The 22,283-nt window shown below is 57.2% G+C and carries 21 protein-coding genes; 12 read left to right on the forward strand and 9 right to left on the reverse strand.

Going from position 1 to position 22,283, the window contains the following annotated elements; genetic code table 11:
• The first annotated feature begins 102 nt into the window (after positions 1-102).
• Positions 103-1,482, forward strand: coding sequence for a sensor histidine kinase (locus FS819_RS10220; RefSeq protein WP_156546573.1), 1,380 nt, complete (start codon positions 103-105; stop codon positions 1,480-1,482).
• A 40-nt stretch (positions 1,483-1,522) separates the two neighbouring features.
• Here FS819_RS10220 and FS819_RS10225 read toward each other — a convergent pair whose 3' ends face one another.
• From FS819_RS10225 to FS819_RS10240, 4 genes are all read right to left on the reverse strand, one after another.
• A complete protein-coding gene (locus FS819_RS10225) occupies positions 1,523-1,882 on the reverse strand; it encodes a tRNA-binding protein (RefSeq protein ID WP_197434005.1) in 360 nt (119 codons plus the stop codon).
• Positions 1,879-2,685 (reverse strand): pyrroline-5-carboxylate reductase, encoded by an 807-nt coding sequence (proC, locus tag FS819_RS10230; RefSeq protein ID WP_156546575.1) that lies wholly within the window; start codon positions 2,683-2,685, stop codon positions 1,879-1,881. Before proC ends, FS819_RS10225 begins: the two co-directional genes overlap by 4 nt.
• Positions 2,686-2,688: 3 nt before the next feature.
• The gene (locus FS819_RS10235) at positions 2,689-3,189 is read right to left on the reverse strand and encodes a type III secretion system chaperone family protein (RefSeq protein WP_070164214.1); all 501 of its coding nucleotides are present in this window, start codon (positions 3,187-3,189) and stop codon (positions 2,689-2,691) included.
• A gap of 498 nt (positions 3,190-3,687) precedes the next feature.
• A complete protein-coding gene (locus FS819_RS10240) occupies positions 3,688-3,969 on the reverse strand; it encodes an accessory factor UbiK family protein (protein ID WP_156546578.1) in 282 nt (93 codons plus the stop codon).
• 355 nt (positions 3,970-4,324) lie between these two features.
• Between FS819_RS10240 and lgt the strand changes: the two genes are divergently transcribed.
• The 6 genes from lgt to FS819_RS10270 all read left to right on the forward strand — a co-directional run bounded on the left by lgt (position 4,325) and on the right by FS819_RS10270 (position 10,677).
• Positions 4,325-5,188, forward strand: a complete 864-nt coding sequence (lgt, locus tag FS819_RS10245) for a prolipoprotein diacylglyceryl transferase (RefSeq protein WP_156546580.1) — start codon at positions 4,325-4,327, stop codon at positions 5,186-5,188.
• Between the two features lie 17 nt (positions 5,189-5,205).
• A complete protein-coding gene (locus FS819_RS10250; protein WP_156547071.1) occupies positions 5,206-6,318 on the forward strand; it encodes a class I SAM-dependent methyltransferase in 1,113 nt (370 codons plus the stop codon).
• Positions 6,319-6,480: 162 nt separating this feature from the next.
• Positions 6,481-7,311, forward strand: coding sequence for a peptidoglycan editing factor PgeF (pgeF, locus tag FS819_RS10255; RefSeq protein ID WP_156546582.1), 831 nt, complete (start codon positions 6,481-6,483; stop codon positions 7,309-7,311).
• A complete protein-coding gene (locus FS819_RS10260) occupies positions 7,308-8,462 on the forward strand; it encodes a M24 family metallopeptidase (protein WP_156546584.1) in 1,155 nt (384 codons plus the stop codon). Before pgeF ends, FS819_RS10260 begins: the two co-directional genes overlap by 4 nt.
• A gap of 140 nt (positions 8,463-8,602) precedes the next feature.
• Positions 8,603-9,535, forward strand: a complete 933-nt coding sequence (locus FS819_RS10265; RefSeq protein ID WP_174089240.1) for a hypothetical protein — start codon at positions 8,603-8,605, stop codon at positions 9,533-9,535.
• Positions 9,536-9,795: 260 nt separating this feature from the next.
• Positions 9,796-10,677, forward strand: coding sequence for a DNA-methyltransferase (locus FS819_RS10270; protein WP_156546586.1), 882 nt, complete (start codon positions 9,796-9,798; stop codon positions 10,675-10,677).
• Here the strand turns inward: FS819_RS10270 and FS819_RS10275 are convergent.
• Together FS819_RS10275 and FS819_RS10280 are read right to left on the reverse strand one after the other, a co-directional pair.
• Entirely contained in the window at positions 10,655-11,248 is a 594-nt protein-coding gene (locus FS819_RS10275; RefSeq protein WP_156546588.1) for a ScaI family restriction endonuclease, read from the reverse strand. The two genes, FS819_RS10270 and FS819_RS10275, sit on opposite strands and share 23 nt — an antisense overlap.
• Positions 11,248-11,466, reverse strand: a complete 219-nt coding sequence (locus FS819_RS10280) for a helix-turn-helix domain-containing protein (RefSeq protein ID WP_156546590.1) — start codon at positions 11,464-11,466, stop codon at positions 11,248-11,250. Before FS819_RS10280 ends, FS819_RS10275 begins: the two co-directional genes overlap by 1 nt.
• A gap of 401 nt (positions 11,467-11,867) precedes the next feature.
• Here FS819_RS10280 and FS819_RS10285 point away from each other — a divergent pair, with 401 nt between their 5' ends.
• Positions 11,868-12,800 carry a ribose-phosphate pyrophosphokinase gene (locus FS819_RS10285; RefSeq protein WP_015916696.1) on the forward strand — a complete coding sequence of 311 codons (933 nt, stop codon included), beginning with the start codon at positions 11,868-11,870 and terminating at the stop codon, positions 12,798-12,800.
• A gap of 481 nt (positions 12,801-13,281) precedes the next feature.
• Complete coding sequence (locus FS819_RS10290) at positions 13,282-14,115, forward strand: hypothetical protein (protein WP_147274070.1); 834 nt, start codon at positions 13,282-13,284, stop codon at positions 14,113-14,115.
• Between the two features lie 29 nt (positions 14,116-14,144).
• On the opposite strand, the gene FS819_RS10295 is transcribed toward FS819_RS10290, so the two are convergent.
• The 3 genes from FS819_RS10295 to FS819_RS10305 form a co-directional block, all read right to left on the reverse strand.
• Positions 14,145-14,510: a DUF779 domain-containing protein gene (locus tag FS819_RS10295; protein WP_114386955.1), complete on the reverse strand. Its 366-nt coding sequence runs from the start codon at positions 14,508-14,510 to the stop codon at positions 14,145-14,147.
• A gap of 496 nt (positions 14,511-15,006) precedes the next feature.
• Positions 15,007-16,521 (reverse strand): aldehyde dehydrogenase, encoded by a 1,515-nt coding sequence (gene adh, locus FS819_RS10300; RefSeq protein ID WP_060719837.1) that lies wholly within the window; start codon positions 16,519-16,521, stop codon positions 15,007-15,009.
• A gap of 186 nt (positions 16,522-16,707) precedes the next feature.
• A complete protein-coding gene (locus FS819_RS10305) occupies positions 16,708-17,664 on the reverse strand; it encodes a helix-turn-helix domain-containing protein (protein WP_060719838.1) in 957 nt (318 codons plus the stop codon).
• Between the two features lie 366 nt (positions 17,665-18,030).
• Here FS819_RS10305 and FS819_RS10310 point away from each other — a divergent pair, with 366 nt between their 5' ends.
• From FS819_RS10310 to FS819_RS10320, 3 genes are all read left to right on the forward strand, one after another.
• Positions 18,031-18,633 (forward strand): 50S ribosomal protein L25/general stress protein Ctc, encoded by a 603-nt coding sequence (locus tag FS819_RS10310; protein ID WP_060719839.1) that lies wholly within the window; start codon positions 18,031-18,033, stop codon positions 18,631-18,633.
• A gap of 386 nt (positions 18,634-19,019) precedes the next feature.
• Positions 19,020-21,419, forward strand: coding sequence for a putative bifunctional diguanylate cyclase/phosphodiesterase (locus FS819_RS10315; protein WP_156546592.1), 2,400 nt, complete (start codon positions 19,020-19,022; stop codon positions 21,417-21,419).
• Between the two features lie 66 nt (positions 21,420-21,485).
• Positions 21,486-22,226 (forward strand): substrate-binding periplasmic protein, encoded by a 741-nt coding sequence (locus tag FS819_RS10320; protein ID WP_234624586.1) that lies wholly within the window; start codon positions 21,486-21,488, stop codon positions 22,224-22,226.
• The last annotated feature ends 57 nt before the right edge of the window (positions 22,227-22,283 follow it).

Genomic DNA, 22,283 nt, shown 5'->3' on the forward strand with positions numbered 1-22,283 from the left:
GTTTTCGGATGAATCCGATGCGCAAACAAAAATTTAGAGCATCGTTCTGATGCTCTAAAGGCTGCATCCGACCAGCAGCGGTCAACCATAACGGAAACGACCATGACGTTCAGGCAAGCCTTCAGCCGATTGAAATACCGGCGCATTTCATGGATCGACCTGCGCTGGTTCAGCCGCTGGCTGCGCCGCCAGTTTCCGACCGGCCTGTTTGCCCGTGCCCTGCTGATCATCATCCTGCCGATGCTGATCCTCCAGACCGTCTTGCTGTTCGTCTTCATGGAGCGCCACTGGCAGATGGTGACGCAACGCCTGTCCGCCGCCGTCACCCGTGACATTGCCACGGTGATCGTCTTGCTTGAAACCTATCCCCAGGACGCAGCCAACACGCTGAAAATTGCCAATTCCAAGCTGGGTCTGGTCGCCTCGCTGGAAAAGAACGGCGAATTGCCCGCCCCTCGCCCCAAGCCATTCTTTTCGATTCTCGATCAATTGCTCAGTGATGAATTGCGCAACCAGATCAAGCGGCCCTTCTGGATCGATACGGTCGGCGATTCGCCGTTGATCGAAATCCGTATCCAGTTGAATGGCGAGGTGCTGCGGATTTTCGCTCGGCGCAACCAGGCCTATGCCTCAAATACCCATATCTTCCTGCTGTGGATGTTTGGCACGTCGCTGGTGCTGATCGTTATCGCCACACTGTTCCTGCGCGGCCAGATCCGCCCGATCCTGTCGCTGGCCGAGGCCGCCGAAAGCTTTGGCAAGGGCCAGAAACCCGCCAAGGACTTCAGCCCGCGCGGAGCCGACGAAATCCGCCGGGCGGGCCTCGCCTTCATCCTAATGCGTGAGCGCATCGAGCGGCAGATGGAACAGCGCACCGCCATGCTGACCGGCGTCAGCCATGACTTGCGCACCATCCTCACCCGGTTCAAGTTGCAATTGGCGCTAGCGGGCGACAATCCCGATCTCGAACCGCTGAACGAGGATGTCGAGGCCATGCAAACGATGCTGGAAGGCTATATGGCCTTTGCCAAAGGCGAGGCCGAGGAAAATTTCGGCCCCTTCAGCCTGAAGGACATGATGGAAAAAATCAGCGCCGATTACCGGCTGCACGGCAAGGCCTTCAGCTATGTGATCGAGGGTGACGAGCAGATCCGGGTGCGCCCCAATGCCTTCTGGCGGCTGGTGGGCAACCTTGCCGCCAATGGCCGCCGCTATGCCAATACCATGGATGTCGAGGCCCGCCACGGGGCCAAGTGGCTGACCATCGTCTTCGATGATGATGGTCCCGGCATTCCCGCCCAGTCTCGCGATGATGTGTTCAAGCCGTTTTTCCGGCTGGACGAGGCCCGCAACCAAGATGCGTCAGGCACCGGTCTTGGCCTTGCCATTGCCCGCGACATCGCCCGCAGCCATGGCGGCAATGTCACGCTTGGCGACAGCCCGCTCGGGGGGCTGCGCGCCACGATCCGCATTCCGGTTTAAGAAGGCCGACCCAATTTAAAGACGACCCGAACGCGGGAAACTACATCATTTTGTGGCCGTTCGGCACGCCGCGCTCCACCGAAGCCAGCACAATGGCCCCGCTCTCGTCCTCGAAACCAAGGGTGAGAACCTCGGATCGCACAGGTCCGATCTGGCGCGGCGGAAAATTCACCACGCCGAGCACTTGGCGGCCAACAAGGCTTTCCGGCGTATAATGTACGGTGATCTGCGCCGATGACCGTTTGATGCCGATCTCAGGTCCGAAATCGATCCGCAGCTTGAAGGCAGGCTTGCGGGCCTCAGGAAAAGGCTCTGCCTCGATGATCGTCCCGACCCGGATATCGACTTTTTCGAAATCGCCGTAAGTGATCTCGGTCAAGGTCTTGTCACCGCCACTCAAGAGGCAAGCTCCTCGGCTCGGCGTTTCGCAGCAGCTATCGCCGTGTCGAACAGCGGCTGCATGCCGTCTTCGGCCATCAATACGCCAAGGGCTGCGGCGGTGGTGCCGCCCGGCGAGGTGACATTCTTGCGCAGCGTGGCGGCATCGTCCGGGGACTGGTGCAACATTTCACCAGCCCCGGCGACAGTTTCCCGTGCGAGACGCATGGCGAGGTCCGCTGGCAGACCGGCTTTACAGCCTGCCTCAGCCATGCATTCGACGAGATAAAACACATAGGCCGGACCGCTGCCGGAAACGGCGGTGACCGCGTCGATATCGCTTTCGCTGGCCACCCACTCCACCGGACCGGATACGGCCAGAAGTGCGGTGACCCGCGCCCGCTGCGCGTCACTGACCTCGCTATTGGCATAGGCACCGGTGACACCGCGCCCAACCATGGCAGGCGTATTGGGCATGGCGCGGACCATGGCCGCAGCCCCCAAATGGCTTTCCATGAAAGCCAAAGTCTTGCCAGCAGCCACGGACACCACGACTGTATCGGCCCCCACCAGCGGCTTGAGCGGCGCAAGCACCGCTTCCATCACTTGCGGCTTGACGGCCAGAAACAGCAGACCTGCTACGAGATCGCCCGGCGCCTGCGTCAGATGACGCACGCCAGCTTGAGAAAACCGGTCCTTGGCGGCATCACTCGCACCGGGATCGATGACGATCACGGTCGCGGGATCGACGCCGTTCTTCAGCCACCCGGACAGCATGGCGCCGCCCATATTGCCGGCGCCGACGAGAATGATAGGACCGGTCATTGCTCAGGCCTCTCCGACCGTGGTGAACAAGGCCGCATCCATGGCAGACTTGGCATCGATCCCCGACCAGACGACAAACTGGAAAGCCTGGAAATAGGTCTCGCAGGCCTCGACCGCGCTGGACAACAGCACTTCAACCTGCTGGTTGGTCGGCTCGGCACCACCGGCCAGCAGCAGCGACTGGCGAAAGATCACCACGTCTTCCTGGCGCCACAGATCGAAATGGCCCATCAGAACCTGACCATTGATATGCGACAGCAGGCGGATGATCTCGTTGACCCTGGGTTCCGGCACCCTGATATCGAAGGCACAGGCCAGATGCAGCGCCTCGCATTCCTCCATCCAGGAGAAGGACACGTGATAGGCAGCCCAGCGGCCATCCACAGTCATGGCGATTTCATCTTCGCCGGACCGCTCGAAAGACCAGTCATTATTGGAGGCCACATACTCGATCGTATCGACCGGGTTGGACTGACGTTCAAATTGAAATTCCATTAGGCTCATGCCGCACCTTCTAAACCGGGAATGCCCTTGTGACGACGACATGCTGACACCATCGACAAACCACAACGCACTGACCGGAAATACGCTTCGAATGACACCCGATAGCCCCAGAATGCTTGCGGCACCCTGCCCGAAACTGGTCGGGTTCGTTTCGAATCATCATTTAAAATCAGTGTATAGCGGGCACTCATCCAAACCAGCCCCTCCCGGCCGATTTCACGAGCGTCACTGTGGACAGCGCGTGTATCAACACCCCGATGCACAGGCTTAACTGACTCATGGAATTGCCTTTTTTGGAACAATCCACATGTGGAAAAAAAACGTAAGCAATCATTAACCACAATGCCCGGTGAACGCTCCGACGACCCCATAGCGCACATAAAAAACGGCTGTGCGCGAGCACAACCGTCAGATAGCGTGATTATTGATTTGCAAGCCCATCTACGGACAATCGGGCCGATGGCCAGCCGGTCCGTAGCTACCCGATGCTTTTCCCTCTTAAAGGGCCGGATCGGTGGTCACAGGCGCACTGCCGCCCGTACGCTGTTCCAGCGCCTCGATTCGGGCCTTGAGGGCTTCGTTTTCTTCCAATGCCTTCAACGCCATTTCGCGCACCACGTCGAATTCCTCGCGGCGCACCACGTCCAGGCTGTTCAGCCAGCGCTCGGCCTGGGCATGCAAGGCGGTTTCCGCTTCCTTGCGCACGCCCTGGGCAGCACCCGCGGCATCGGTCATCAACTTGGCGAATTCATCCATGATACGGCTTGTTCCGGTGCTCATGATCGTGTTCCTTACGCTCCACCACAAGACGCCCGATTGGGGCGCGGCATTCCTTGGAGGTAGGGATTCGGCGCAGGCTATGCAAGAGAAAACCACGTGAAGAGCACCAGCCCTTGCACCCACCGCCTAAACAGCGGATGGGCCACGCCAAACGCGCCCAAACGCCGCCCGCCAAAAACCCTTGCCAAAAGCCTTTTCCCGGCCTTTACACAGATCATTGAGGATCTCACGTCTTTTTAAGCTCTCGGTGCAATTTTCACCTTAATCGGAGCAGATCAAGGCGGGCGGGCAGATTCACCTTGACCAGCGCAAGCCTGCCCGCCATTTTTCGGACAAATCGAATGAAAGCATATCCTTGAACACAGTAGCCAGCCTTTTCGCCATTCTGCCCTATCCGCAGATCGACCCGATTGCGCTCAGCATCGGCCCCGTTGCCATTCGCTGGTATGGACTGGCCTATGTTACGGGCATTCTCATCGGCTGGTGGCTGGCGCGTCGGATGATCGCCAATCTGTCGCTCTGGCCCGGCAACACGACGCCGATCACCGAAAAGCATCTGGATGACTTTCTGGTCTGGGCGGCCATCGGCATCGTGCTGGGCGGGCGGATTGGCTATATCCTGTTCTATGATCTGCAACCGGTGCTGGACAATCCGGTGGTGGCACTGGAAATCTGGCGCGGCGGCATGTCCTTCCATGGCGGCCTGACTGGGGCTACGCTGGCAATGATCGTCTTTGCCCGCCGCAACGGTCTGCCCGTGTGGATGCTGTTCGACCTCGTCGCCTGTGTTGCACCCATCGGTCTGTTCTTTGGCCGGATCGCCAATTTCATCAACGGCGAATTGTGGGGCCGAATCAGCGATGTAGCCTGGGCCATGCAGTTCCCGACCGGCGGTCCCTTCACTCGCCATCCAAGTCAGCTTTATGAAGCAGCACTGGAAGGCCTCGTGCTGTTTGTGCTGCTGCAAGTGCTCGTCCGCCGGTTCCACGCGCTGAAAACCTCAGGCGTTATCAGCGGCGTATTTATCTGCGGCTATGCGCTGGCGCGTATTTTTGTTGAATTTTTCCGGGAACCAGATGAGCAGCTCGGCTATCTGGCAGGTGGTTGGTTAACAATGGGCATGGTACTCTCGCTGCCGATGCTGGCGTTGGGGCTGTGGGCTATCTGGCGGGCAAGACGTGCCGGGCGCAACCACCAGCCGTCAGGACTAAAAGGATGAATCGGGAAACGCTGACCATGACCACCACGCTTGGTGATAAGATCAAGGCGCTCATCCGGTTGAACGGTCCGTTGAGCGTCACGGACTACTTTGCTCTTTGCCTCGCCGATCCGGAATTCGGCTATTACAAGACCCGTGAGCCGTTCGGCACCTCGGGCGATTTCATCACCGGGCCGGAAATCAGCCAGATCTTCGGTGAGATGATCGGGGTTTTCATCGTCCATGCCTGGCAGCGCCATGGCCTGCCCGCCCCCGTGCGGCTGGCCGAGGTCGGCCCCGGACGCGGCACGATGATGAGCGACATGCTGCGGGTGATCGCCCGGCTTGCCCCTGACCTCTACCGGGATTCCACCGTGCATCTGGTGGAAACCAGCGACCGGCTGCGCCAGATCCAGCGCAACAGCCTGGAACCGCATATCGAAAAGATTGACTGGCATGACAGCTTTGGCGATGTGCCCGAAGGCTTCGTGCTGGTGGTGGCCAACGAGCTGTTCGACGCCATTCCCATCCGCCAGTTCGTCAAGCTCGGTCCGCATTACCGCGAACGGATGGTCAGCCTCGGCGTGGACGACGAGCTGATCTTCTCGACCGGGGTTGCAACGCTTGATCCTGCTCTTCTGCCACCCGGCGCCAGCGCCCAGCCTGATGGCACGGTGTTTGAATTTTCACCGGCCCGCCGCGCGGTGATGACCGCCATGTGCGAGCGGCTGAAAGCCGAAGGCGGCGCGGCTCTGATTATCGATTACGGCCATATCTCCACTGGTTTCGGCGATACGCTGCAAGCCTTGCGCGCCCATGATTACGATCCGCCACTGGCCAATCCCGGCATTGCCGATCTGACCAGTCATGTCGATTTCGAGGATCTGGCCCGCACCGCCCTTGCCGCCGGGGTCACACCCAGCGGCTGCCTGCGCCAGGGCGATTTCCTGCTCGGCCTCGGCATCAAGGAACGGGCTGGCATTCTGGGGCGCGGCAAGGACGAGGCCACCCAGCTTGAACTGGCCGAAGCCGTCAACCGGCTGGCCGGCGCTGGCGTCGGACGGATGGGGGAATTGTTTAAGGTGCTTGCCCTGTCCAGCCCCACCCTGTCGCTCGCCCCGTTCCGGCCCCTACCCCAAGCGGACATTTGACCCAGGCCGACCTTTAGCTCAGGCCGACCTTTAACTCAGGATTGACAGATTAGCGCAGCGATGGTCACATCCGGCCAAATCGCCGGATGTGACCATCGCTGCGGGCAAAGTCCTGGGCATAATGCCGATTGATTCAGATTAAGACATGCGAAAGGGACACCGATGCCGTCCTCGACACACGATGTGGCCCACCTTCAGCACGAGACCAGACCATCCCCCTTGCAGAGCGCCCTTCTGGCTCCCTGCGAGTCGGCAGGCATTGCCCACGGTTTTTTCACCCGGCATGGCGGCATTTCCACCGGCATTTACGCGGGACTGAATATCGGGCTCGGCTCCCATGACGATCCGGCGCATGTGCATGAAAACCGCGCCCGCGTGGCGGGCTGGTTTGGTGGAGAAGAGGCGGATCTTGTCACGGTCCATCAGGTCCATTCCCCTGATGTGGTGACGGTGACAGAGCCTTTCGGGGCCGAGCGGCCACAGGTAGATGCAATGGTCACCGACCGGCCCGGCCTTATCTTGGGGGCGCTTGCCGCCGATTGCGGACCGATCCTGTTTGCCGATCCGGTCAGCCGCATCATCGGGGCTGCCCATGCCGGATGGAAGGGCGCGCTGACCGGCGTGCTGGAAAACACCATCGAGGCAATGATCGCGCTTGGCGCTGCCCGCACCAGCATCGTTGCCACGCTTGGCCCGTCGATCAGCGCCAAGGCCTATGAGGTTGGCCCGGAATTCGTCGAGCGGTTTCTGGCCCTCGATCCGGCCTATCAGCAATTCTTCACGCCTTCGACCAAACCCGGCCATTCAATGTTCGACCTGCCGGGCTTTACGGTAAAACGATTGACGGATGCCGGGATTGCCGCCGACATGCTTGGCCTCTGCACCTATGGCGACCCGGAGCGGTTCTTCTCCTATCGCCGCACCACCCACGCTGGCGAGCCGGACTACGGCCGCCAGATCTCCGCCATCATGCTTCAGGGGCCTCGCGCATGACTTTGCATTTTTCAAACGCCGAATACACCGCCCGGCTGGAACGCCTGACCGACAGGATGCGCGAACAGAAGCTGGATGCTATGCTGCTGTTTGCCCAGGAAAGCATGTATTGGCTGACCGGCTATGACACCTTCGGCTATTGCTTCTTCCAGACGCTGGTGGTGAAGGCCGATGGCTCGATGACGCTTCTGACCCGCTCGGCGGATCTGCGTCAGGCCCGCCAGACCTCGACCATCGACAATATCCTGATCTGGGTTGACCGTACCAATGCCGATCCGACCAGCGACCTGAAGGATCTGCTCAACGATCTCGACCTGCTCGGCTGCCGACTGGGCATCGAATACGACACCCATGGCATGACGGGACGGATTGCTCGGCTGCTCGACAATCAATTGCTGAGCTTTGGTGAATTGATCGACGCCTCGATGCTGGTCAGCGAATTGCGGCTGATCAAGAGCGCGGAAGAGATTGCCTATGTCGAAAAGGCCGCCAGTCTTGCCGATGACGCGCTGGATGCGGCCCTGCCGCTGATTTCAGCCGGGGGCGACGAATCTGCCATTCTCGCTGCCATGCAGGGTGCTGTTTTTGCTGGCGGCGGCGATTATCCGGCCAATGAATTCATTATCGGCTCCGGTCAGGATGCACTGCTGTGCCGCTACAAGGCAGGCCGCCGCACGTTGTCGGCCAATGACCAGCTGACGCTGGAATGGGCTGGCGCTTCTGCCCATTACCATGTCGCCATGATGCGCACCGTGTTGGTCGGCGAACCCTCGCCCCGCCACCGCGAGCTTTATGCCGCCTGCCGCGAGGCGATCCAGGAAATCGAAACCGTGCTGCGGCCCGGCCATACCTTCGGGGACGTGTTCGAGACCCATGCAAGAGTGCTGGACGAACGCGGTCTGACCCGCCACCGGCTGAACGCCTGCGGCTATTCGCTGGGCGCCCGCTTCTCCCCGTCCTGGATGGAGCACCAGATGTTCCATATCGGCAATCCGCAGCAAATCCTGCCTGATATGTCGCTGTTCATCCACATGATCATCATGGATTCCGAACGCGAGACCGCGATGACGCTCGGCCATACCTATCTGACCACCGAAGGCGCACCGCGCGCGCTGTCGCGTCATCCGCTGGACCTGATCGTCAAGGCATGAGCATCTTCGATGCCCTGACATCAAAGATGCAATTTCGTCGATAAAAGGCGACATGTACGTCGTGTTTGAAGCAAAATTTAACGTTTTAGGAAGATAATCGCGGGATTCTCATACGAACGCAGCCGTTAAGGAGGCAGCCAATGAGACGTCCCGCTTCCAGCATCGGCTCCGCGCTCGTTCTGGCCCTTGGTGGTCTGGCCAGCGCTGGCTTGGCCAGTGCCGGTCTGGCCGGTTGCAGCGTCTCCGACACGCTGACACCCCCCCTTGATGTCGGCACCAGCGGCTCGATCAGCAAGCCGCTGACCGGTGAAGACATGCAGACGGCCATGCGCCAGAATGAGGAGGTTCCCCGCCGCCCGCATCGCCAGATGCGTGAGCAAGCGCCGGAACAGGCCTACTCCCCCTATCCGCAGCAGCAGGCCCAGCCACAAAATTCGCTGGAAGCCCAGGCTCAAGCTCTCCAAAACGGCTATAATCCGGTTGCCTCCGAGCCTCTGGACGGCCAGCCCCGCCGTCAGCAAAGCTGGCAGCAGCCAGAACGGCAGCAGAGCCAGATGCACGCGCAGGCCGAGGCTGGACCAGCGGTCAACCAATCAGAGCCTGAGGAACAGGCCGCTCTCGCTCCGCAAACCGATGATGAGGCAGCGGCTCCTGCCTCGCCCACCCCTTCGCAGCAAGCCTCGCTTGCTCCGGCTGGCGATGCCGGACCAGACTCGATCCGCTTCCTGCCGATCATCGGCGCGCCGGTTGAGGCCGTGACCCCGCTTTCACGCCAGTTGGGGGCCGAGGCCCGCGCCAAAGGCCTGATGATGCGCAGCTCCAGCGGCGAACAGGCCCGCCATATCCTCAAAGGCTATTTCTCCGCCTATGGCGAGGGCGGCAAGATCACCGTCGTCTATGTCTGGGACGTTCTCGACGCCAGCGGCAACCGCCTGCACCGCATCCAGGGCCAGCAGACTGTGCCGGGCAAAGCCCAAGACCCCTGGGCCGCCGTCCCCGCCTCCGTCATGCAGATCATCGCCAACAAGACCCTTGAGGAATATGTTGACTGGCGTGCGAAAAATACGGGGTGACGGTGGAAATGGCCGCGTTCGTTTGGTGGCGAATGAGGCGGTAGGGCGAGATGGTCGGGTTTCGGCTTTTGGTGCATTTCGACCGTGGTCAATATTTGCCCTTTGCTGGCATCGAAATGCAGTTGAATTTTACGCCGTTGAAGCGTCAGAAATTGCGTAAACGGAAAAATGGTGCATAAATCTTGATTTATGTACCCATATCATTGACTTCAAACCAACCTCTTTTATGATGACTATGAGTTCCATTTGTTAGTGACGCAATGCAAAAAAACTTTTCCTCGATTAGAGCATCCTTAGGCCGCCCTGCCTATGAGGACGATGACATCCTTCTATATAATGGCGACTGCTTTGATTTGATGAGGAGGATTCCATCCGAATCGATTCCGCTTACGGTAACCTCGCCACCGTATAATATTGGAAAATCTTACGAAAATAATCGATCCGTTGAAGATTACATCAAATGGACAGCTGATTGGGTTTGTCTAGTTCATGACATTACTACGCAGTCCGGTTCATTTTGGCTAAATGTCGGCTATATGCCTATCCAAGGAAAAGCAAAGGCCATGCCTTTGCCGTATCTTATATGGGATAAAATTCCATTTTTCTTGATTCAAGAAGTCGTCTGGAATTACGGAGCGGGTGTTGCTGGTCGACTTTTCCTCTCACCACGCAATGAGAAATTACTTTGGTATGTAAAAGACTCTGAGAAATACGTCTTTAATCTTGATGATATTCGAGACACAAACGTTAAATATCCAAATCAGAAAAAAAATGGGAAGCTGAGGTGCAATCCAAACGGAAAAAATCCTTCTGACGTCTGGCAAATCCCAAAAGTCACTTCAGGAGCTAATCGCTCTTCCAAGGAACGTACAGCACACCCTGCGCAATTCCCGCTAGCTCTAGTAAGTAGAGCGATCCTCGCGTCTAGCAATCCTGGCGATTTAGTCCTTGACCCGTTTGCCGGGTCTGGCTCCACGTTAGAGGCCGCAGCTATATTAGGACGAAAAGCAATCGGATTTGAGATTGACTCAAGTTATGTAGAAATGGCTTCTAATCGTCTAAAAAGCATGCGCCGCTCTCAAGAGATTCAACGCGCCCAAGCCACATTACCTTTTGATATTAGATCGTCCCTCGAATTGTGATCAGCTTTAGCTTCGCTAGACTAACACCAATTGACGCTTGTTGTCCGGTTGGCTTGGTCTGCCCAACCCAATCGTCATCGTCGATCCAGCCGAATCTAACATTAAGAATGCTTTTTGATTTATCGTCTTCTGTCGGAAGCTTATAATTAATTACAAGGTAATATCCAGAGCGAAATTTTGTTCTGCCTTCAGCACGATGTCCTGTACTTCTATTTCCATACAAACCTGATCGGCTTGAAGATGTTTTTATCTCAAAGGAAAAATTTAAGTCATTTTCATACACAATATCTTTTTCATTTTTAACTCTACCACCTCTCCAGCCTTCAAGATTTTTTTGCATTTCGACAGCAATTAAGCGCTCCAGCAAAACTCCAGTAGCTTGGGCTGGAAGCAGAATGTCCATTCCTATCTGGAGACCACTTTCACCAAAACTGGAATTGAATAAGTTGTGCCAAGCATTATCAACGAATTTTAGTAACTCATCTGTATGAAGAGGAAATACTTCAACTAGCCGCCGCGTTATATCAGGCCATTCTTCTCGAGGGCGCTCAGCATATGGAGATACCAACATTAGCTAACACCACGCATCAAATCTGAAGCAGTAGTGTTAAGCGCCCTTGCAATACTTAGAATATTGTCGAGGCTTACGTTGCGTTCGCCACGCTCAACTCCGCCAACATAAGTTCTGTGAAGCCCAGCCTGCTCTGCTAGTCTTTCTTGAGAAATTTCAAGTTCTTGTCTGCGGCTTCGGATATTCTCTCCGAGAGCCATACGCCCATTGCTTTTCATAAAACAGAAATTCACAAAATGACGACTATACGTCTACAGCCTATGCGTATCACTCAGACGGACGATTTAAGGATATGAAGCGCATTTTATAACAACAGGTGGTTTATCAATCTCTGTAGCGGAAATTTCGCTTTTGGCCGATAATTACCACCCATCAAACGCTCTATTTTGCGCCCCGAATCCAGGCCAATTCGGAACGCTGCTTGCGGGAAAATCACTTCGTTTACGAATTTCCGTGAGAACTGTCGCAAACCACTTGCATTCAGGGGCAAGGGCGCTAAAAAGCCCGCATTGCAGCGCCGCGCATGAAACAAGTGTGCTGGGGTCGGTTGTAACAGTTTTAATCCGAGGCGGGATGCCCAGACGGGGTCGCGCATCGGGATGCAAACAGGCGGGCACAAATGAAGGTCTTCGCAGGTAATTCGAACCGGCAACTTGCTGAAGCGGTCTGTAAATATCTCAATGTTCCCCTTGGAAAAGCCAGTGTTCGCCGCTTTGCGGACCAGGAAATCTTCGTGGAAATTCAGGAAAACGTGCGTGGCGAGGATATCTTCATCGTCCAGTCGACGTCGTTTCCGACCAATGACCACCTGATGGAACTGCTGATCATGATCGACGCCTTCCGCCGTTCTTCGGCGCGGCGGATCACAGCCGTCATTCCCTATTTCGGCTATGCCCGCCAGGACCGTCGCGCCTCTGGCCGCACACCGATCTCGGCGAAGCTGGTTGCCAACCTGATCACCGAGGCGGGCGCCGACCGTGTTCTGACGCTTGATCTGCATGCCGGTCAGATCCAGGGCTTTTTCGATATCCCGACCGACAACCTTTTTGCAGCACCCGTCCTCGCCCGTGACGTCAAGGAACATTACGACCTTGCCAATCTGATGGTCGTTTCACCTGACGTCGGCGGCGTGGTGCGTGCGCGTGCGCTTGCCAAGCGTCTGGACTGTCTTCTGGCCATCGTCGACAAGCGTCGCGATCGTCCAGGCGAGTCCGAAGTGATGAACATCATCGGCGATGTCGAAGGCAAGGATTGTATTCTGATCGACGATATCGTCGATAGCGGCGGCACGCTCTGCAACGCGGCTGAAGCGATGCTGAACATGGGCGCAGCCAGCGTTACCGCCTATATTACCCATGGGGTGCTATCGGGCGGCGCCGTTACCCGCGTCACCTCCTCCAAACTGCGCGAATTGGTGATCACAGATTCCATCCAGCCGACCGTCGCGGTTCAATCGGCCCATAATATCCGGGTGTTGAGCACCGCCACCCTGCTTGGCGAAGCCATCAACCGCACCAGCGCCGAAGCCTCGGTTTCCAGCCTGTTCGATTAATCGTCTCGGCACGCCTGCGTAAGTCCCTGAACCGGAAGCGGTTTCAGGGATTACCTGGCAAATTTAACGTGTTACAGCGCATTTTGCTGCCGTTTATCTTTTTGGGGAGACGGACCACCCTTTTCGCATTCCGATGCAAAACGGAAATCCCCTATTCGTCGCAGATGCTTTTCCGGCTGGCATGACGTCAGCACCGATCCTGTGTAAAAATTTCCACCAAAAATCTATTGAGCATTTCCAGGAAAAGTGGATACCGACTTTCTGTCAGGAAATGCGTACAAACAAGAGCGAGAGTGTTGCTGCGATTCCACGAAGAGCAAAAACAATCTGGTCAAAACAGAATGGTTGCAGGCCGCTATTCCATTGATGAATGGTTGAGCTTCGGATACCCTTCTATTTGCATAGAAAAAATGGCTCGGACACCATGACCTGCACGCAAGCTCAAGACGATATTCCAGCGCAGCCAACGAAACACCAGGCCATGCCTTTCACAGCCAGCGCCATGCTATCCCATCCGCGGATTCATCCGATCATCCGCGTGCAGGCGGAGGCCTTCTTGAAACGGTTCGAGGAGCACCCTCAGATCGCCAGGGTTTTTGCCAGTCACCAGCGCTGGCTTCTCGGACAGATTGCCCTGATGCAATATTTTGAGATGGGCCAGATCTTGCCTGCCCGCTATTTCGACTTTGTCGAGGCCACTGGTGTGGCCAGCCGCAATACGGCGGATGCATTTCTGAAGGAAATGGAAACCTACGGCATCGCCCGCGAAACAACCACCACCGACCGCCGCAGCAGACCGCTTGTGCCGAGCGAGGCCAGCCTTGGCAGTGCGGCGGGCTGGATGGAGATCCATCTGCGAAGCCTGGACGGGTTCGACGACGGCACACGGTTACAGAATTTCGAGGCCAGTGGCCGGGACATGAGCAAGCTGCATCCGCTTATCGCTTCCGCCTTCATGCAGACGCCTGAGCTGCGCGAGCAGCCGGAAATTTTCGATCCCTTCGTCTGGCTGAACAACGGCAATATCATTATCGACTGGCTGATCGCCAAGAGTCAGGATACCGAGGCCGACGCTGAGCAGATTTTGATCGGCACCGTATCGATCCAGGCCATGGCCGAGACATTCCACCTGTCACGCTCGCATCTTACCCGCAAGCTGCTCGATGCCGCAAACGCCGGAACCATCGGCTGGAAAGGACGGCGTGGACGCTCGGAACTCTGGGTTTCCAACCCCTTCCGACGAGAATATGCGAGGGCGCAAGCCATCAAGCTCGAAATCATCGACGCCGCCTGCGCCAAATGCGGCTTGCTGTAGAGCGGGATTTTAGCGCTTCGGCTAAATTATTAGCGGACAGGTAAAGCGCAGACCTCACCCCCGAACAGCTTGGAGCGGGTCAGAAAGCGCTTTTCGCGGCCATTATCCAACGAAAACATGCCCCCTCGTCCCGGCACGACATCGATGATCAACTGGGTATGTTTCCAGACTTCATACTGACTCTGATGGATATAGAAGGGCACCCCATCAATCTCGCCCAGCTTCACATCGGTATCCCCGACGATATAATCATCCACGGGATAACACATCGGCGACGACCCGTCGCAACAGCCGCCCGACTGATGAAACAGGATCTGCGGATGATCCCTGCGGATCTCGCCGATCAAATCGATGGCCGCCGCTGTCGCGACGACCCTTGGTTCACCGTCCAAAATCGTGTCCATAACTGCCTCGTTTCAAAATGAAAGAAGTCCGTCGTGGCTTCGCCCCCCTCATCCGGCTGCCGCCACCTTCTCCCCGCTGGGGAGAAGAATGCAGGAACCGCAAGCCCTGTGAATTCTCATCAGCGTATAAAAACCACAAACTCGACACCTAAACCCGTCGAGATTCGCGGCTGGAGGTGGCGAAAATGGTTATGTTCGAGAACCGGAGCGGAGCGTACTTCAAAGCATTCCCAGAAAAAGTGTGAAGCGGTTTTTCGTTCGGGAATGCGAAACATAAGAGTACGTGAGCACCGGAAGCGCAGGACATGACCATTTGCAGCCCCTCCAGACGTGAATATCGGCGGGTTTAAACCCGATTGGAAATTCGCCCCACTGTGGCGAAAATGGCTTCCGGCGAGAACCAGCGCGGAGCGTACCTAGAGTACGTGAGCACTGGAAGCGCAGGCGGAAGACATTTGCAGCCCAGCGGGGCGGATTTACAACGGGTTTAGAAGAAGCCGAGGGCTTTGGGGCTGTAACTTACCAGCATGTTCTTGGTCTGCTGATAGTGATCCAGCATCATCTTGTGGGTCTCACGGCCAATGCCCGATTGCTTGTAGCCGCCGAAGGCCGCATGGGCCGGATAGGCGTGGTAGCAATTGGTCCAGACGCGCCCGGCCTGGATATTGCGACCGAAGCGGTAGCAGGTATTGGCATCGCGGCTCCAGACGCCAGCACCCAGGCCATAGAGGGTGTCATTGGCGATTTCCAGGGCCTCGGCCTCGTCCTTGAAGGTGGTGACGGAGACGACCGGGCCGAAGATTTCCTCCTGGAAGACCCGCATCTTGTTATGCCCCTTGAACACGGTCGGCTTAACGTAATAGCCGCCAGCGAGATCGCCGGACAGAGTATTGCGATGGCCACCGGTCAGCACTTCGGCGCCTTCCTGACGACCGATATCCATATAGGACAGGATTTTTTCAAGCTGCTCGCTGGAGGCCTGCGCGCCGATCATCGTGCCCATATCCAGCGGATCACCCTGCACGATGGCCTCGACGCGCTTGATGGCTTTTTCCATGAAGCGATCATAGATCTTTTCATGGACGATCGCCCGGCTTGGGCAGGTGCAGACTTCGCCCTGGTTAAGGGCAAACATCGCAAAGCCTTCCAGGGCCTTGTCGAGATAATCGTCATCTTCGCGCAGCACATCCTCGAAGAAGATATTCGGCGATTTTCCGCCCAGCTCCAGCGTCACCGGAATGAGGTTTTGGCTGGCATACTGCATGATCAGGCGACCCGTCGAGGTCTCACCGGTAAAGGCGATCTTGGCGATGCGCGGGCTGGAGGCCAGGGGCTTGCCAGCTTCCAGGCCAAAGCCATTGACGATATTGAGCACGCCGGGCGGCAGGATGTCGCCGATCAATTCGGCCCAGACGAGAATCGAGGCCGGAGTCTGCTCGGCGGGCTTCAGCACGACGCAATTGCCAGCGGCAAGAGCGGGCGCCAGCTTCCAGGCGGCCATCAGGATCGGGAAATTCCAGGGAATGATCTGGCCGACGACGCCAAGCGGCTCGTGGAAATGATAGGCAACCGTATCGTGGTCGATTTCGCCGATCGAGCCTTCCTGTGCGCGCACGCAGGCGGCAAAATAGCGGAAATGATCGACGGCCAGCGGAATATCGGCAGCCATGGTTTCACGCAGCGGCTTGCCATTGTCCCAGGTTTCGGCCCGGGCTAGAAGCTCCAGATTGCTTTCCATCCGGTCGGCAATGCGGTTCAGCATGTTGGCGCGCTCGGCAACGGGGGTCTTGCCCCATTTGTCCTTGGCGGCATGGGCAGCGTCCAGCGCCAGATTGATGTCGCGCTCGTCGGAGCGGGCGATATCGCACAGCTTGCCACCGGTGACTGGCGTGGTGTTTTCAAAATACCGGCCACCGACCGGCTCACGCCAGTCGCCACCGATGAAATTGCCGTATTTCAGCTTGAACGGGGTGCTTGCCGTGGTTTGAACCTGAATGTTCATCTCTCATCCTCCCTGATGAAGGGTCCTGTGGTGATGTTTGTCTTTGGGGAAAACCGGTCCTCCACTTTTCCCTGACAAACTCCCAGAACCGTAGAGGGAAGATGCACCCCGCTAAGGCCAGATACCAGCCACGCTTCGCAATGCCGCAACGCACAGTGTCGCATCGCTGCGACACTGCTACGTGCATTAGTGAATATTGAAACGCTTCATCTTGCGATGCAGGGTTGCGCGGCTAATGCCCAGCAATTGCGCTGCCTGGGAGACATTGCCTTTGGTGCGCGACAGGACCCGGCGCAGTGCAGCCCGTTCCGCATCATAGAGGTCGTCCCCCTCTTCCCCGCGCTTTTCCTTCAGGGCATCGGTGGCAGGCAGGCCAGCGGCAATGGCCTGATCGTCGATCTGCAACGCCAGCCGCGCCGCCCGCGTCGCCCCCAGCACCAGATCGTCACCATCTACGGCCAAAAGTGCCGTGGGATTGGCGACCGTGGGGATCATGACGATCCTCGCGCCTGCAAAGGCCATGCGAAACAGGTTGACCTCAACACGCAGCGCGGCATCGCGCACCGCCTGGGCGAGAATGGTCATCGACAGATCCGTTACATCATGGCGGCAGGTGGAAATGTCGAGCGCGGCGGCAATCTGACCGCGATGGTCGCGGATTGGCGCCGTGGTGCAACTCAGTGCGATATTGGCAGAGAGAAAATGCTGGTCGCGGTGGATGATGACCGGGCGCTCGTCAGCCAGCGCCGTGCCGATGCCATTGGTGCCGACACTGGCCTCGCTCCATTCCGTCTGCTGCCAGAGCCCAAGCCTGTGGAAATCCCGGTCGTCGCCAGCCGCGCTACGCCGTTCCAGCACCACGCCATGGCTATCGGCCAGCACCAGGCAGCAACCGGAGCGCCCGACCGTCGAAAACAGCCGGTCCATCTCCTCGGCGCTGGCGGCGATCAGGTGGTCCATGCGTTGGCGCGCTTCGCGGAAGGCCGTTTCCTCCAAGATCCTTGGGGTGCCTGCCTGTTCAGGGTCCAGCCCATGGACATCGAGGCAACGCCGCCAGGAAGCGGCAATCGGTGAACTGGCCGCCTTCGATCCCTGCAATGCTGTCGAATAGACCGTATCGGCATGTTTGTAACCGACGCTCATATGCTCCTCCCAAAGCAAATTCACATCTCTCTGGACTATCATGAACCTTTGCGAGCAGGATGGCAATCGACAGGATTGACGCGCCTTGCCGCAAAAACCGGTGGCCCCGTTCCATCCCATGCTCGAAAAAAGCCCGAGAAAGCTTGCATCCACGGCACTTTCATACTATAGCGCCCCCGTCCGCGCAGACACCCTTGGAGGCAATGCGGATGAAATTGTGACGGCTGCTATATGTTTCCTTCAATCCTGAACGGTTGGAGTGAAACGATGCGGCAGATTTAAAAACCGGCACCGTTTCCAGTTTCAATCCGGAATTTCAAAGACAAAACCGGCTGAAACTCTCCAGTAACATCGAAAGGAAATGCCATGAGCCACGCATCTTACGAGCTCAAGGCCGAAACGCGCGAACGGGTTGGTAAGGGGTCCTCCCGTGAACTTCGCCGCAACGGTCTCATTCCCGCTGTCATCTATGGTGACAAGCAGGCTCCCATTGCCATTACCCTGAACACCAATGAAGTCACCAAGCGTATCCACGCTGGCGGTTTCATGACCACGGTGGCAACCATTGAAGTCAACGGCGAAAAGATCCGCGTCCTGCCAAAGGACTACCAGCTGGATCCGGTCCGCGACTTCACCATGCATATCGACTTCCTGCGCGTTTCGGCAAACAGCCAGGTCACGGTTGCCGTGCCTGTCCGTTTCGTCAATGAAGACAAGTCCGCCGTCAAGACCGGCGCTGTCCTCAACATCGTACGCCACGACGTCGAGTTGCAGGTTCCGGCCAACAACATTCCGGAAGCCCTCACCTTCGACCTGGCTGGCCTGAAGATCGGCGACAGCGTGCATATTTCTGCCGTCAAGCTGCCTGCTGGTGTGACCCCTGTCATCACCGACCGCGACTTCACGATCGCAACCCTCGTCGCTCCTGACGTTGACGTTGCCGACGAAGAAGAAGCTACCGAAGAATAATCGACCCACTCGGTTAGAGTGTTCGATGAACCCGCCCCTTACCGGGCGGGTTTTTTCATGCCGTCCGATCCGGTTGGTGATCAAGCTTTAAGGCAATAGCTGTAGCGCCAGCCTGTCGCACCCTGCCCTTCTTGTCAGGAATGGGCAGCTTTGCACGAAAGCCGCAAATAACTTTGCGTAAAGGTGCAAATCTTCTTTACGACTTCAGTCATCGTTAACGTCTCGCGTGGAATCCTTCTCCAAAATAAGAGAAGAACAAGGGGCTGTGGGGGTGTATTGTTTCATCCCTATTCATTTTCCAGCACGCTCACCAAATACGATGGAAAAATGTATAATATTACATCTATTGGTTGCTATTTGAAATTGTACATCGTCGGATGCGATCCATGACCCGGTCCGTGGAACAGCGTTTCCTTGCGCTGGTGGCTGGAACAGTGTTCGTTTGCGTGGTGCCGCTGTTTCTGCTGTTTCTCTGGCTGTCGTCGCAGCGCGCCGAAACCGACCAGCAAAATAGCATTGCCGTGCTGCTGGCTGCCAATGCCCAGGCACTCGCCAAGCCACTTTGGGATTTCGATGCTGAGAGTGTACGCCAGATCAGTGCAGCGCTGGTCTCCGGTGGCGAGGTCATCAGGGTCGAGGTTTCCGACCCGACCGGCAATATCCGCATTGACATGCCTCAAACATTTGCGCCGGCAAAGACATTTTCCTCCCTGTCGCAAACCATCATCTACCAGCATCAGGACGGACCAAAAACCGTTGGTACCATTACGCTTTCCTTTCAAAAGCATGGCCTGTTTGCCAGCATTCGCCGGACCGAAGGCGTGTTTATCGCCATCTTCATTCTGTCCATGCTGGTGGTGATTCTGGCCGCCATCGTCGGCAACCGGATGATGGTGATGAAGCCGCTGACACAGCTGACCGCCGCCATCGAAGCCACGCGACGTCTGGGTTCGCGACGTTCGGTCGACTGGCATTCCAATGACGAAATGGGACGGTTGGCGCAAAGCTTCAACGCCATGCAATCCAAGCTTCAGCAGGAAGAAATCGATCTGAAACAGGCGCACCGGCTGGCAACCGACATCTACCATGCCACGCCCGCCATGCTGTTTTCCGTCGATGCCGATGACCGGATTACCGGCATCAGCGACTACTGGACATCAGTGACAGGCTATCACCGCGAAGATATCATTGGTCTCAATTTTGAAAGCCTGATCACAATCGAGGCCCGTCAAGCCTACCGGCAAGTCAAGCGGGATAACGAAACCGGCCTGCAACAGCAATATACCACCAAATTCGTCTGCGCCGACGGACGGATCATGGATGTGCTGGTCGTCGAATCCGGCAATGCCACACCGATGGCCCAGTCCAACCTTTCGCTGAGCGTCATGACTGACATCACCGCCCTCAAGCAATCGGAGGCACGCAACCGGCGCCAGGCGATGACCGATCATCTGACCGGGCTTCTCAACCGCCAAGGCTTCGAGAACGAACTGGATGTGCAGATCGAGGCAACCGACCGCCAGGGCGGTTCCCTTGCCTGCCTGTTCGTCGATCTCGACCGGTTCAAATGGATCAATGACAATCTCGGCCATCATGCCGGCGACACGACCCTGAAAATTCTGGTGGACATGATCGTCCACCTCCTGCCGGAAAACTCGGTGGCCGCCCGCATTGGCGGCGACGAATTCGCCATCCTGCTGCGTGCCAACGATTGCGAAACAGCCGCCCGCGGCGTGGCCAACGATATTTGCGGGATTTTCGAAACCCCCTTCATCGTCAAGGGCACCGCCACGAGGCTGAGCGCCAGCATCGGCATCGCGCTGTATCCGCAACACGCCGAGACAGCGACAGAACTGCTGCAAAAGGCCGACATGGCCATGTATAATCGCAAGCGCGACGGAAAGAACGGTTTCCAGATCTTTGACGACAGCATTGGCAATACCACCCGCCGTCGCGCCGAGATCGAGCAGATGATCGAGCAGGCATTGAGCAACGACTGGCTCGATGCTTTCTTGCAACCAATCATCGACCTGCAAAGCGGCAAGACGGTCGGCTACGAGGCCCTGATGCGCCTGCGCCACCCCGTCCACGGCATCATGGCGCCGACCGAAATCATCAGTCTTGCCGAGGAAACCGGCACCATTCACGATATCGGCAAGCAGGTTTTCGACAAGGCTCTCGATCACTTCACCAGGCTTTCCGCCCTCAGTGGCGACACCACCTCGTATCTGGCGCTGAATGTCTCACCAACGCAGATCGATGCCAGCCTGCTGGTCTGGTTGGCCAGCGCCGTGCATCTTTTCAACATTGACCCATCGCGGATCATCATCGAGATCACCGAAGCGACGTTGCTGCACGACAGCCCGCACATCCAGACCGTCCTCCAAAAGATTGGCGATTTTGGTTGCCGCATCGCGCTGGATGATTTCGGCACCGGATATTCCTCGCTCAGCTATCTCAGCCGCTTCCCGGTCAATATCATCAAGATCGACCAGTCCTTCATCCGCTCCATGACCGGCGATACCCCGGACCTGCGCGAACGCAGCCGCATGTTGATCGAAGGCATTGCCGCGATCTCGCACAAGATGAAATGCACCGTAGTGGCCGAGGGCATCGAGACCAACGAACAATGGCGAGCGCTACAGGCGATCGGTGTGGATTACGGCCAGGGCTATCTGTTCGATCGGCCATTGTCCTTTGAAGATCTGCAAGCCCGTTTCGGGGCCAATACGACGCTGCCAAAAGCCACCCCCATTGCAAGGATTGGACAGCGGACAACGGGGTAGGATGGAAAAAAATACCGTAATTTCAGCAGGGCAAGCACAACCAAACGCAACGTGAGGAGGCCGAAAATGGGCTGTCGAAGAAGTGCATTCCGCCTTGCTGTGCTTTCCGCCTTGGTGTTCATGTCCGCCGTGGCCATGGCACAAAACAGCATCGTCTTTACCACTGAAGATTACCCACCTTATAATTTTAGGGAAAACGGGGTGGACAAGGGCGTCGGCTACGAGCAGGTCGTCTTGATCATGAAGGAACTATCGATCCCCTACACCATAGAGATGATGCCCTGGGCTCGTGCCATCGCGATGGCCGAAACCGAGACGATGACCTGCGTGTTTACCGCGGCCCATATCCCTGAGCGCGAAGGCCGCTTCAAATGGGTCGAGCCGCTGGCCATCGACCGCAATATCATCATGAGCAGCAAGCAATCTGGCATTCAGGTGCGCAATGTCGAGGAGGCCCGCAAGTATATTGTCGGCACCCAGCGCGACGACTACACTCAGGCCCTTCTGGAACGGCAGGGTTTTCCAAGGATAGACCTCGCCGCCAACCTGGACCTGACCATCAAGAAGCTGGAAAGCGGCCGGATCGACCTTATGCCGGTCTCGGAAAAATTCTATCACAAGCTGGTGGAGGAAGGGCATCCGCTGGAACAGCAATTCGTGCTGACCGAGCAGAAATTCGCCATTGCCTGCAACAAGGACATGCCCGATACGCTCGTGGCGCAAATGCAGAAAGCGCTTGATCGCCTGATCGCTGACGGCACGCAAGCCAGGATTTCCCTGCAATATGGCCTGTTGCAGCCTCGATAGCGTTAGCAACCGGGTTGACATGGCGGCCGTTTCGCGGTGGTGAAGACCAACCGAAAT

This window comes from Allorhizobium sp. Av2, from assembly GCF_021462805.2.
Lineage (GTDB): Bacteria > Pseudomonadota > Alphaproteobacteria > Rhizobiales > Rhizobiaceae > Allorhizobium > Allorhizobium vitis_G.

What these genes read in the sequence shown, in the direction of transcription:
- FS819_RS10220 (WP_156546573.1), top strand. Translation starts at nt 103, where the DNA reads ATGACGTTCAGGCAAGCCTTCAGCCGATTGAAATACCGGCGCATTTCA.
- proC (WP_156546575.1), bottom strand. Translation starts at nt 2,685, where the DNA reads ATGACCGGTCCTATCATTCTCGTCGGCGCCGGCAATATGGGCGGCGCC.
- FS819_RS10235 (WP_070164214.1), bottom strand. Translation starts at nt 3,189, where the DNA reads ATGAGCCTAATGGAATTTCAATTTGAACGTCAGTCCAACCCGGTCGAT.
- FS819_RS10240 (WP_156546578.1), bottom strand. Translation starts at nt 3,969, where the DNA reads ATGAGCACCGGAACAAGCCGTATCATGGATGAATTCGCCAAGTTGATG.
- FS819_RS10250 (WP_156547071.1), top strand. Translation starts at nt 5,206, where the DNA reads ATGACCACCACGCTTGGTGATAAGATCAAGGCGCTCATCCGGTTGAAC.
- pgeF (WP_156546582.1), top strand. Translation starts at nt 6,481, where the DNA reads ATGCCGTCCTCGACACACGATGTGGCCCACCTTCAGCACGAGACCAGA.
- FS819_RS10260 (WP_156546584.1), top strand. Translation starts at nt 7,308, where the DNA reads ATGACTTTGCATTTTTCAAACGCCGAATACACCGCCCGGCTGGAACGC.
- FS819_RS10265 (WP_174089240.1), top strand. Translation starts at nt 8,603, where the DNA reads ATGAGACGTCCCGCTTCCAGCATCGGCTCCGCGCTCGTTCTGGCCCTT.
- FS819_RS10270 (WP_156546586.1), top strand. Translation starts at nt 9,796, where the DNA reads ATGCAAAAAAACTTTTCCTCGATTAGAGCATCCTTAGGCCGCCCTGCC.
- FS819_RS10275 (WP_156546588.1), bottom strand. Translation starts at nt 11,248, where the DNA reads ATGTTGGTATCTCCATATGCTGAGCGCCCTCGAGAAGAATGGCCTGAT.
- FS819_RS10280 (WP_156546590.1), bottom strand. Translation starts at nt 11,466, where the DNA reads ATGAAAAGCAATGGGCGTATGGCTCTCGGAGAGAATATCCGAAGCCGC.
- FS819_RS10285 (WP_015916696.1), top strand. Translation starts at nt 11,868, where the DNA reads ATGAAGGTCTTCGCAGGTAATTCGAACCGGCAACTTGCTGAAGCGGTC.
- FS819_RS10290 (WP_147274070.1), top strand. Translation starts at nt 13,282, where the DNA reads ATGCCTTTCACAGCCAGCGCCATGCTATCCCATCCGCGGATTCATCCG.
- adh (WP_060719837.1), bottom strand. Translation starts at nt 16,521, where the DNA reads ATGAACATTCAGGTTCAAACCACGGCAAGCACCCCGTTCAAGCTGAAA.
- FS819_RS10305 (WP_060719838.1), bottom strand. Translation starts at nt 17,664, where the DNA reads ATGAGCGTCGGTTACAAACATGCCGATACGGTCTATTCGACAGCATTG.
- FS819_RS10310 (WP_060719839.1), top strand. Translation starts at nt 18,031, where the DNA reads ATGAGCCACGCATCTTACGAGCTCAAGGCCGAAACGCGCGAACGGGTT.
- FS819_RS10315 (WP_156546592.1), top strand. Translation starts at nt 19,020, where the DNA reads ATGACCCGGTCCGTGGAACAGCGTTTCCTTGCGCTGGTGGCTGGAACA.
- FS819_RS10320 (WP_234624586.1), top strand. Translation starts at nt 21,486, where the DNA reads ATGGGCTGTCGAAGAAGTGCATTCCGCCTTGCTGTGCTTTCCGCCTTG.